This is a genomic window from Arthrobacter sp. T572 (assembly GCF_056780115.1).
The window spans coordinates 2736856-2748086 of the sequence record NZ_JBRAZQ010000002.1 but is presented as its reverse complement, the minus strand read 5'-3'; the positions used below and the strand labels follow the sequence as shown (position 1 = coordinate 2748086).

The window sequence follows — 11231 nt, the reverse complement described above, 5'->3', positions numbered from 1 at the left end:
GCCCGGCACCGAACACTCGGTGCCGGGCCTGTTCTGTTCCTAACCAATTTCCAGGGCAGTGACCTGCCACATGCCTTCCTGATGCTCCAACCTCATGGCAATCGCCCTGGACCGTTGTTCTTCTGACACGACGACTGCGGCCTCGTGGATGGTCTCCGAGATGCTGCAGACGCGCACAGAGCGAACCATCGGGCTCTGGTGGATTTGGCAGGAAGTGCGGTTGCGGGCCATGTGTTCCCGTGTGAGCGCTGCCCGCTGCTGCAACGACAGAAAACATTCCGCATTCATGGATCTGGCCAACTGCTGAATCGGGCGGGTCCCTGCCAAAACCTCCACCGCCGCCTGGGCAATGCTCCTGGCCACCAGCCTGATATCTATTCCGGGGGCGGGCGAACCGTGATGCGTAGGAGGCCTTTTGGGCCTCGTACGGCTGGTAGTGCGGCTGGCTGTTCCAACGGTCATGGTCGATCCTCATGCGTTCGCAGTGTGAACCGTGGCGTGGGCGACGCCGGTTCTGATGGCTACGTCTGGGATGACTCTGGATGGTTTTTTTGGGGGCAAGACACTGCCCCTGAGTGGGCGGTGTCCGGTACGGAACGGAGTCTGGAGGGTCGCCTAGGAGAGCGACGGAGGCTGCAGAACCTGGCCCGGCAGAAGCTTCGTGGGATCGTCTCCGATGATTGACCGGTTGGCCGCAAACCACTTGGGCCAGTGAAGAGCAACTTCTGCATCGGTGGCCAGGGGCCCGAGATGCGCAGAGGCCAGGGTCCACAGCGAATCGCCCTCCCGGACTACAACTCCGGACCGGCCGACGGTACCCGGTTCTGCGGCCCGTGAACCCGTACGGCTGAGCAGACCCGTTTCTTCGACGATCCGATCCGGTTTCCATCCCGGCAACGGCACCGTGGGTAAGGACTGCCGGGCATCGTCCTGATTCAACGGGGACGCGGAGATTGCCTCTGGGCCAATGCCGGGTTGCCATGCCACGGATGCCGAGGTGTGGGGCTGCGGATGCCATGCAGGTTCCGGTGCTGTCGCAGCGATGGCCGCCGCCGCGGGACCCGCCAGGTTCAAACCAACCAAGGCCACAGCCAGCCGAAGCATGAACGCGGGGCTGAATTTCGCCGCGGCTGTGCCTGCACGGCCCTTTCGATGCAGCAGTGCCGCGACCAAGGCAAGGGTGAACGACAGCACCCACCACGCCACGATGATGACTCCCGTCAGGCTGGCGACCACGCCCAGAAGTTGATCAAAGGGAATGTCGTTGCGGTGTTCCATCATTCCCGACCGGCCCAGGAGCATCCGGCCGGCAGCAGCAAGCAGTATGCCCAACAGGAGGACTGTCCCGGCCATGGCAGCATCGCGGTGGACGGGCATTGGTCGGCGCATACGGGAGCCTCTCTGTGGTCATTTGATGTCATTTAGTACTCTTGGCTCATTCTGACCACAGATGTTTGGAATTGTCCAATCATGACAAGTCTTGTGTGCAATGAGTTGGTTTTGGTGTTGACGGCACTTAGGCTATCAAGATGAGATGGGACTCTCTCTTTGAGGATCTTGAATCCCAGATGGCCGCGCTGCAGATGCGCGGGCTCGAGTCCGAGATATCCGGGCGCGCGCACGTGGAGATTGCGGCTGTTGGGTTGACGGACCGGCTTCGCGCAGCCACCCATAACGTGATGGGGCTGGTGCTTGAGGGCGGCCTGCGGCTGCACGGCGAACTTCGGTACGTGGGACGTGAGTCGCTGGTGCTCGCCGATGGTCCCCGTCAATGGCTGGTGCCACACGCGGCCGTCACGTACGTGATGGATCTGGGGCGGAGGGTGGAACAGTCCACCCGCCCGGGAAATCTGGGGTTGGCAAGCGGCCTGCGGGCACTGGCCCGTGACAGGGTACATGTCAATGCCCACCTTAGCGGGAGCGGCAGCGAAGGACGCGTTGTAACCGGTGTGATTGACCGGGTCGGCAGGGACCATTTCGATCTCACCGTGAGTCGCGGCGAGGTCCGGCGGGAACACGATGTGAGGGCCGTCGTAACGATTCCCTTCGGTTCGCTGCTTGCCCTCTCATCGAGAGAGGTTCATGCCTGATGGGCGAGGTCTATCGGGAAGGCTGGTGCGACTTGGCCTTGGCTTCCTCGATCATGCGGCTCGCCTCCGCATAGCGGTCCTCGATGTACTGTTCCAGCATTTTTTCTTCGATGCGCCACTGGCCGCGCCCACCGACCTGGATGGCCTTGAGTTCGCCACTGCGAACCAGGGCGTAGGCCTGGGGGGAATTGATTTGTAGCTGTTCGGCGACGTCCGCCAGAGTCAAAAAACGGGGCATGGAACTATTTTGCCACCGGTTGTCCTTGTTTGGTGCAGTTATCCACATTTGCGCGCCCTTTGCTTTGGTTTGCATCATCTCGCCGAGCAGAATGGGACGCGGTGCAGGGGTTGTGCTGTAAACCTACCGGGGGAGTGGATCATGAAACAGGGAGCGGCTGTCGAGGCAGTAAGGCTCAGGAAGCCGTCCTGGAAAGACCCCCGCCTATTAATCGGGGTGCTGCTGGTTCTTCTCTCCGTTTCCGGCGTGGTTGCGGTTACATCTTCCGCTGACAAGACCATCCCGGTCTACGCTGCGCGGGAGGACATCGCCGTCGGCCAAACCGTCACGGCTGAAGACCTGGCAGTGGTCAATGTCCGGCTCGATGACGTGGAGCCCGCCTATGTCACGGTCGGCGGTGGACTTGCCGACGGCCAGGTAGCCCTGCAGCGGGTGGCCAGGAGTGAACTGCTACCCCGGCAGAGCCTGGGGCGGCCCGACGACCTGAACCGAAAGCCGGTCGCGGTTTCCGTCAAGGAAATGCTGCCGCCACAGGCTGTTCCCGGCGCAAGGCTGGACGTATGGGTCGCCATGCCTGGCCCGGGGGGTTCTTTTGGCGATCCCCAATTGCTGCTCCCCGGCGCGGAGATCGCCCACATCACGCCCGGATCCACTGGCCTGGGCTCGGCAAAGGAGACGGTGGTCCTCGTGCTGGTCACCGATGAGCAGATGCCGAAGTTGCTGGCCGCCCTGGCCAATGAAGCTGCCGTTTCTGTGGTCTGGAACCCTGCCGGGGTGGCCAAGTGAGCATTCCCGTCGTCACTGTCGGGCCAGGGCAGGAAGATATCGTCAGCGGGTTGGAGCGGCTGCGTGGCCCCGTCACGGTTGTCCGCCGCTGCTCGGAGCTCGCGGAGTTGCTCGCCGCCTGTCAAAGCGGACTTGCTGCCGCAGCAGTTGTTGCCGAAGGCAGCGGCGAATTGACGGGTACTCTCGTGGAGCGGATGCAGGCTGCCGGTGTCTCGATAGTTGCCCTGACGGATGATCCGTTGGAAGCCTCCCGTCTCCGCTCCATTGGCGTCGTGCCGGCTCCGTTGGCGATTGATGCCCGCTCGCTGGCCTCCAGCATCACTGACGCCGTTGACAGCGTGCAGGACCGATTTTCTGTGCAGACGGTCTTCCATGCGGGATTCTCTGATGCGGTGTCACGGGCGCCTGTGCGGGCAGCCGCGACCCCCTCGGTGACCACGGCAGCAGCATCCGGGGCAGGGCGCATACTTGCCGTGTGGGGCCCGGCGGGCTCGCCGGGCCGCACCTTGCTGGCCGTGAACATTGCCGCTGAGCTTGCGGCCACGGGGAAATCTGTCGTCCTGGTTGACGCGGATACCTACGGTGCCAGTGTGTCGGTCCTGCTGGGGCTCCTGGATGAGTCGGCCGGACTCGCACAAGCATGCAGGATGGCCGACCAAGGGGTCCTGGACGATGCCGCCCTGGATAGGGCGAGTCTTGAGGTGTTCACAAAGAGCGGTTCTTTCCGTGTGCTCACAGGTACCACAAGGGCGGACCGCTGGATTGAGCTTCGGGCTTCGGCGTTGTCACAGGTTCTCGAACGGGCAAGGGAGAAGGCTGACACGGTCGTGGTCGATACGGGCTTCTGCCTCGAAGCGGACGAGGAACTCAGTTTTGATTCCATGGCCCCGCGGCGCAACGCGGCAACCCTCAGGAGCCTTGAGGTCGCAGATGAGGTCATTGCGGTCGGGGCGGCCGACGCAATCGGTATGCCGCGCCTCGTCAGGGGTTTGGCCGAGCTGGCTCAAGCCGTTCCGGACGCCGCCCCAAGGGTAGTGCTGAACAAGGTCCGGCGTTCATCGGTGGGGCGCTCGCCCCGAAAGCAACTGGGGGAGGCCTGGCAGCGTTTTGGTCCGACGGGGGATATCGAGGCCTTCCTGCCTGCCGACTCCGAGGCTTGTGATGCCGCGCTGCTGAGCGGGTCAGTCCTTCTGGAATGCGCCCCGGATTCAGCCCTCCGTCTCGCCATCGCCCGGCTCGTCTGTGCAGGCTTCCAGCAGAATCGCACATCTGCTGGACGATCTACCAGAGCCATGCGCCTCCTAACGCGCTAGGCTCACGGTGTGGGCTGCAGAGTCGCAGCAATCAACATGTGATGGAGGCGTTTACAACATGTCGTCAGGATCCAGCGTGGAGGATCGGTCGGGTACAGCAGTGGTCCGGGAGGGGTTTTTCGGCGACTACTACGAGCACCTGGCTGAAGAGGATTCCCGAAGCTACTCACCGGAGACGCTCACTTCACGGGCAACCAGGCACAGGGAAATCGCTCAGTCCCGGCGCCCGGGCAATGCCCTTGTGGAGATCGTTAGCGAGCCCGAACGTAACGTCGTCTATATCGTCACAGACGACATGCCTTTCCTGGTGGACTCCGTCAATGCCGAACTCGTCCGGCAGAACTGTGCCATCCGCCTCGTGATGCACCCGTTGTTCGTCGTTACGCGCAACCGTGTGACAGGCGAACTCAGCCAGGTCTCGAGGGTCCCTTCCAATATCGGGATCTCCAGCGGTGACACTGCCGCCTTGCCCAGCGTCGCCCATCTGCTCGGCGATGGCGACAACGCCTCCCACATGGAGTCGTGGATCGCCGTCGAAATCGACCGTGTCAGCGAAGAAGCCCGTGCTGAATTGGTAGCCGGGCTGCAGAGAGTCCTCGGCGACGTTCGTGCCGCCGTTGAGGACTGGCCCAAGATGCGGAGCAAGGCCTTGGAGCTTGCCGAGGCGCTCGGGAGCGTAACCCATCCCGAACAAATCGCGGAACTGCGCCAGGCCCAGGACTTGCTGCGTTGGCTGGATAACGGCAATTTCACGTTCCTCGGATACCGCGAGTATGACCTCGTGAACGAAGACGGGGAAGATGTCCTGCAGCTTCGTGAAGACAGCGGGCTGGGTTTGCTCCGAGCCGGCGACCACACCCGCCAGGTTCAACATCTGACGGACGCGGGCAGAAAACGTGCCCGCGAGAAGCGCGCACTGGTCATCACCAAGGCAAACTCCCGCTCCACGGTTCACCGCCCGGCCTACCTTGATTACATCGGCGTCAAGAGCTTTGATGCCGCAGGCAATGTCAATGGGGAGCGGCGCTTCATTGGCCTGTTCGCCACCAGCGCCTACACAGGTTCCGTGCGCAGCATTCCGATCGTGCGGGACAAAGTCGATGCTGTCCTCCGTAACGCCGGGTTCCCCATTGACTCCCACTCGGGCAAGGACCTGTTGGGTATCCTCGAAACCTACCCTCGTGATGAGCTGTTCCAGATTGAAGTGCCGGACCTTGCCGCCACAGCCACCGGGATCCAGAGGCTCCAGGAACGGCGCCGCACCAAGCTGTTCCTGCGCCCGGACATCTACGGCCGGTTCATGTCGGCCGTGGTGTATCTCCCGCGCGACCGCTACACCACCAGTGTGCGGCTCCGCATTGAACAGGAACTGCGGGAAACGTTCCAGGCCGAAAGCATCGATTACGAGGCACGCATCACGGAATCGGCCCTCGCCCGCGTCTTCTTCCGGATCAGGTTGCCCCGCAACGTTGAACTGGCTGAGGTGGATGCCGCAGACCTCGAACACCGCCTCATGCGAGCTTCCCGGTCGTGGAGTGAAGGGATCGCGGAAGTCCTCCGCGACAACCGTCCGTCTGAGGACGCCGACATGCTCTCAGCACTGTGGGCCGAGGCTTTTCCTGCCGGTTACCGGGTGGACTATGAAGTAGAGGACGCCCTCGAGGACATCGAACGCTTCGAGAAGTACGGCGCCGAGGCGGAACGAACGGGTGGTGTCCCCAAGGACCTGCGACCCGGTGTCCACGTATACCTGCCCGAAGGTGCGGGGGAGTCCCTTGAGGAAGACGCCCGCGTCAAGCTGTACTTGATGGAGCCTAAGAGCCTCAGCCAAATTTTGCCCTACTTCCACAACCTGGGCCTGGAAGTACTGGATGAGCGTCCCTTCGAGATTGAAACGGCTGACCACCGGGACTTCTTCCTCTACGATCTGGGTCTCAAGTACCCCGCCGGCATCGATCCCCTGACCACAGGTGAACTCCTGGCTGATTCCTTCGGTGCTGCCGTCACGGGTGCGGTGGAATCTGACAACTTTGATCGCCTGGTCCTGCGCGAAGGGATGCACTGGCGCCAGGTAACGGTCCTGCGGGCCTACGCGAAGTACATGCGGCAGATGGGCAACACGAATTCCTTCGGTTTCATTGCCGATACCTTGCTGTCCAATCCTGACGTTGTCCGCGGCCTCATCGTCCTCTTCAATGCGCGGTTCGATCCCGCCGTGGATGCGGACCAGCGCCCGCAACGGCAGGCGGTGGCGCGTACAGCGCTTGCCGAAGCCATCGAACAGGTGGCCACGCTCGATGCGGACCGTGTGCTGCGCACCTTCGTGAACCTTATCGAATCCACACTCCGCACCAACTACTTCCAGAACAAGGGCTACTTGAGCTTCAAGCTCGACCCGACGTCCATTGACGGCCTGCCTTTCCCGCGGCCCATGTACGAAATCTGGGTTTACTCGCCCCGGGTCGAAGGCGTGCACCTGCGCTTTGGCAAGGTGGCCCGCGGTGGCCTGCGCTGGTCCGACCGCCGTGAAGATTTCCGCACGGAGATCCTTGGCCTGGTCAAGGCGCAGACGGTGAAGAACGCCGTCATCGTTCCCACCGGGGCCAAAGGTGGGTTCTTTGCCAAGAAGCTGCCAAACCCTGCAGAGGACAGGGCCGCCTGGATGGCTGAGGGTATCGAGAGCTACAAGACGTTCATCCGGGGCCTGTTGGACATCACGGACAACCTCGTCACCAGTGCCGACGGCGAAAGCCTGGTGCCGCCGTCGGACGTTGTTCGCCACGACGGCGACGACTCCTACCTGGTGGTGGCCGCGGACAAGGGCACCGCGACGTTCTCCGACACCGCGAACGGTCTCGCCGCGGACTATGGTTTCTGGCTGGGAGACGCCTTCGCCTCCGGAGGCTCCGTCGGGTATGACCACAAAGCGATGGGCATCACTGCGCGTGGAGCGTGGGAGTCTGTCAAACGGCACTTCAGCGAGCTTGACCTCGACACCCAGACGGAAGAATTTACCGTGGTGGGCGTGGGTGACATGTCCGGTGATGTCTTCGGCAACGGCATGCTCCTGTCACGCCACATCCGTTTGGTGGCCGCGTTCGACCACCGGCACATTTTCCTCGATCCCGAGCCTGACGCAGCGACGTCCTTCGAAGAAAGGAAGCGGCTTTTCGAACTGCCACGCTCCTCGTGGGACGACTACGACCGGAACTTGATCAGCGAAGGCGGGGGCGTCTACCCGCGCCAGGCGAAGACCATCCCGGTTTCCGAACAGTCACGCAAGGCACTCGGGCTGCCGGAAGGGACAACCCAGTTGAGCCCGCCCGAGCTCCTGAAAGCCATCCTCCTCGCTCCTGCCGACCTCCTTTATAACGGCGGCATCGGCACCTACGTCAAAGCGAGCACGGAGAGCAACGCCGCTGTTGGAGACAAAGCCAACGATCCGATCAGGGTCGACGGCCGGGATCTTCGCGTGAAGGTTGTCGGGGAGGGTGGAAACCTGGGTCTTACACAGCGTGGCCGGATTGAAGCGGCACTCCAGGGAGTCATCCTCAACACCGACGCCATCGACAACTCCGCCGGCGTGGACTGCTCCGACCACGAGGTCAACATCAAGATCTTCGTCGACAGGATGGTCGCCGCCGGGAAGCTGGAGGCCGCAGAGCGCTCGGCCTTCCTCGCCGACATGACCGAGGAAGTGGGACGCCTGGTCCTCCAGGACAACATCGACCAGAACATCCTGCTCCTGAATGACCGCACGCGCGTTGCCGACTGGAGCCCGAGTTACGAGCGGCTCATGGATTGGCTGGAAAAGTCTGCCGACCTGAAGCGCGACCTCGAGGCGCTGCCGACAACCGACTCCTTGCGGCAGCGACTGGAGCAGGGGCAGGGCCTGACATCGCCCGAACTGTCGGTCCTGGCCGCCTACGCCAAGATCGAACTCACCGCTGCGCTCCGGGACAGCAACCTCGCGGACGATCCTTGGTTCAAGGAGACGATCCGTTCCTACTTCCCGCAGCAGTTGCGGGAACGGTTCGACGCGGAACTGGATACCCATCCGCTGCGGCGTGAGATTGTTGCAACGGTGGTGGCCAACGACATCATCAACCTGGGAGGCATCACCTTTGCCTTCCGCGCCATCGAGGAAACCTCGGCCTCCGAGGTTGCAGTCGCCAAGGCATTCGTAGCCCTGCGTGAAATCTACGACCTCGACCCCATGATCGCTGAGCTGAACGCCCTCCCGGCGTCCTTCCCCACGGAGCATTGGAGTGAAGTCCACCTGGACATCCGGCGACTTCTCGACCGCGCAGTCCGCTGGATTCTTGGCCAGGGCATCGCTTCGCAGCCGATCGCCGACGTCGTGGATTCCTTCAAGCCAATGATGGCGCCCCTGCGGGCCAGGCTCCTGGATTACTTGCGCGGTGATGACAAGGAGCGCGTCACCGAATGGCTGGACAAGGCCCGGGGATGGCAGTTGCCTGACCATCTGGCCCACCGCTGGGCGGAACTCTTTGAGAGCTACGCTTTATTGGACATCGCCAGGATCGCCCAGGCCGGCAGCATCAGCGTCGAGGACGTTGCCCACGTTTACTACACCGTCTTTAACCGGTTCCACGTCGACTCATTGCTGGAGCGGATCAGCTCCCTGCCACGCGATGACCGCTGGCAGGCGCTTGCCCGCGCAGCGCTGCGGGATGACCTGTACTCAACGGTGGCGGATATTACGACGTCGGTCCTTGAGGCGAGCGAGCCCGGCACCCCTGCCGCGGATCGCCTCAAGGGTTGGGAAACGCTGAATGCCGAGCAATTGGGTCGCGCGAAGACGATGTTCGATGAGGTCAATGCCCTCGAGGCCGACGACATGGCCTCCCTGTCGGTAGCATTAAGGCTCTTGAGGTCAATCGTCCGACGCTAGGGCAGGTCCCGCGTCGAAACTGGAGGTGCAGTGGCAATCTTTACGGACCCCATCAGGGAACACGCTGATTTCGGGCCTGGAGATGCCGAATGGCTGCACCTCCTGGTCGGCGACTGGCAAATGGTCGCCGACCTCGCGTTTGCCGACCTTGCCCTGTGGTTCCCGCACCCGGAGCTTGGATACATCGCCCTCGCCCACGTCCGTCCCTCGACATCGCATACGGTGTTTCATGCGGACTTCGTGGGCGAGGGAATCCGTTCCGATCTGCGGCCGCTGGTTGAGAAAGCCTGGAACAGCCGTTCCATAGAGCGTTCCAGCGAGACAAGCTGGAGCAGCGATATGGCACTGCGCGTCGAGGCGGTGCCCATGGTGCGCAACGGCAGGACGCTGGCAGTGGTCACCTCGCACATGGACCTCTCCAGTTCCCGCATGCCCTCACGTCTCGAGCTGACTTACAGGCAGTGCGCCTACGACCTTCTCCGCATGGGGACCTTGGGCCTGTGGCCGGACTTCGCATCACCCACTGGGTCGCGTCGTGGCGCACCGCGCGTGGGCGACGGCCTGATACGGCTTGATGCCGATGGCGTAGTCCAGTACGCCAGTCCGAACGGAGTGTCAGCCTTCCGCCGGCTTGGCGAGGTGGAATCACTGGAAGGCAGGTCCCTGGCTGAGGTGACAGCAGGCCTGCTCAAGGACCGCCGGATGGTTGATGAAACACTGCCGTTGGTGGTCACAGGCCGTATGCCGTGGCGCAGCGAAATTGAATCCAGGGGAGTCAGTCTTTCCTTGCGGGCCATTCCCTTGCGCGATGAACAGCATCGGTTCGGGGCGCTCGTCCTGTGCCGTGATGTTTCGGAGCTGCGGCGGCGCGAAATGGAACTGGTCACCAAGGATGCCACCATCCGCGAGATCCATCACCGGGTCAAGAACAACCTGCAGACAGTGGCAGCACTCCTCCGGATGCAGTCGCGCCGCATGGTGAGCGACGAGGCAAAGCAAGGTCTGGAGCAGGCCATGCGGCGGGTGGCGACCATCGCCCTGGTCCACGAGACCCTGTCCCAGGGCCTGACGCAGAGTGTCGACTTCGATGAACTCATTGGTCGGCAGTTCCGGTTGTCGGCCGAGGTAGCGTCGCCGTCGCAGCATGTTCGCACCGAGCGATCAGGCTTGTTCGGCGAACTGCCGAGCGATTTCGCAACACCTCTGGCCTTGGTCATCAATGAGTTGGTTACCAATGCCGTTGAGCACGGGCTTGAGGGCCGGACCGGTACTGTCTGGCTGCTGGCCGACCGTGCGCCAGGAGATGGGAACGATGAATTCCTCACAGTCACCGTGGCCGATGACGGCGTGGGGCTGCCTGACGGGCAGTATGCCGAGGGCCTCGGGTTGCAGATTGTGCGCACACTGGTCACCAGTGAGCTGGGCGGAACCATCCAGTGGCGTGCCCGCGAAGGCGGGGGAACCGCCGTCGATATCGTTCTGAACCTTGCGCGGGCTTAAGGCCGGCAAGACGCAGGATGCCGTTATTAAATGACTAAGGCTGCGGACCATGGTCCGCAGCCTTAGTTTCTGGTGTGCCTGCCTAGGAAGCGCGACGGGCGCGTGCTGCACGCCGCTTGAGGGCGCGCCGTTCGTCTTCGCTCATGCCACCCCAGACGCCTGCGTCCTGACCGGACTCAAGGGCCCACTGCAGGCAGGTGTCAACGACGGGGCAGCGGCGGCAAACGCTCTTGGCTTCCTCAATCTGCAGAAGTGCTGGTCCCGTGTTGCCGACTGGGAAGAAGAGCTCCGGGTCCTTGTCGAGGCAGGCTGCGCGGTTACGCCAATCCATGCTGATCAGTCACTCCATTCGTGAGAACTAGGGGGCCGTCTTGTGAAAACATTCACGA

The 11231-nt window shown here is 62.6% G+C and carries 9 protein-coding genes; 5 read left to right on the top strand and 4 right to left on the bottom strand.

The features are described from left to right. Positions 1 to 39: 39 nt before the first annotated feature. On the bottom strand, positions 40 to 462 hold the full coding sequence (locus tag ACUYMZ_RS13905) for an Rv3235 family protein (RefSeq protein ID WP_426003328.1): 423 nt from the start codon (positions 460 to 462) through the stop codon (positions 40 to 42). Between the two features lie 153 nt (positions 463 to 615). Next, the gene (locus ACUYMZ_RS13900; protein ID WP_481603900.1) at positions 616 to 1389 is read right to left on the bottom strand and encodes a LysM peptidoglycan-binding domain-containing protein; all 774 of its coding nucleotides are present in this window, start codon (positions 1387 to 1389) and stop codon (positions 616 to 618) included. Positions 1390 to 1529: 140 nt separating this feature from the next. On the opposite strand from ACUYMZ_RS13900, the gene ACUYMZ_RS13895 reads away from it, so the two are divergent. Beyond that, positions 1530 to 2090 (top strand): hypothetical protein, encoded by a 561-nt coding sequence (locus tag ACUYMZ_RS13895; RefSeq protein ID WP_481603898.1) that lies wholly within the window; start codon positions 1530 to 1532, stop codon positions 2088 to 2090. Between the two features lie 10 nt (positions 2091 to 2100). Here ACUYMZ_RS13895 and ACUYMZ_RS13890 read toward each other — a convergent pair whose 3' ends face one another. Next, a complete protein-coding gene (locus ACUYMZ_RS13890; protein WP_442423537.1) occupies positions 2101 to 2328 on the bottom strand; it encodes a helix-turn-helix domain-containing protein in 228 nt (75 codons plus the stop codon). A 141-nt stretch (positions 2329 to 2469) separates the two neighbouring features. On the opposite strand from ACUYMZ_RS13890, the gene ACUYMZ_RS13885 reads away from it, so the two are divergent. The 4 genes from ACUYMZ_RS13885 to ACUYMZ_RS13870 are packed head-to-tail and all read left to right on the top strand — an operon-like array spanning position 2470 to position 10842. Further along, entirely contained in the window at positions 2470 to 3114 is a 645-nt protein-coding gene (locus tag ACUYMZ_RS13885; RefSeq protein ID WP_426003323.1) for an SAF domain-containing protein, read from the top strand. Further along, entirely contained in the window at positions 3111 to 4427 is a 1317-nt protein-coding gene (locus ACUYMZ_RS13880; protein WP_481603896.1) for a CpaE/TadZ family protein, read from the top strand. The genes ACUYMZ_RS13885 and ACUYMZ_RS13880 overlap by 4 nt, the downstream gene beginning before the upstream one ends. 58 nt (positions 4428 to 4485) lie before the next feature. Continuing rightward, the gene (locus ACUYMZ_RS13875; protein WP_426003321.1) at positions 4486 to 9342 is read left to right on the top strand and encodes an NAD-glutamate dehydrogenase; all 4857 of its coding nucleotides are present in this window, start codon (positions 4486 to 4488) and stop codon (positions 9340 to 9342) included. A 30-nt stretch (positions 9343 to 9372) separates the two neighbouring features. Continuing rightward, positions 9373 to 10842, top strand: coding sequence for a sensor histidine kinase (locus ACUYMZ_RS13870; protein WP_426003320.1), 1470 nt, complete (start codon positions 9373 to 9375; stop codon positions 10840 to 10842). A gap of 82 nt (positions 10843 to 10924) precedes the next feature. Here ACUYMZ_RS13870 and ACUYMZ_RS13865 read toward each other — a convergent pair whose 3' ends face one another. Continuing rightward, complete coding sequence (locus ACUYMZ_RS13865; RefSeq protein WP_003804966.1) at positions 10925 to 11173, bottom strand: WhiB family transcriptional regulator; 249 nt, start codon at positions 11171 to 11173, stop codon at positions 10925 to 10927. Positions 11174 to 11231 lie beyond the last annotated feature (58 nt).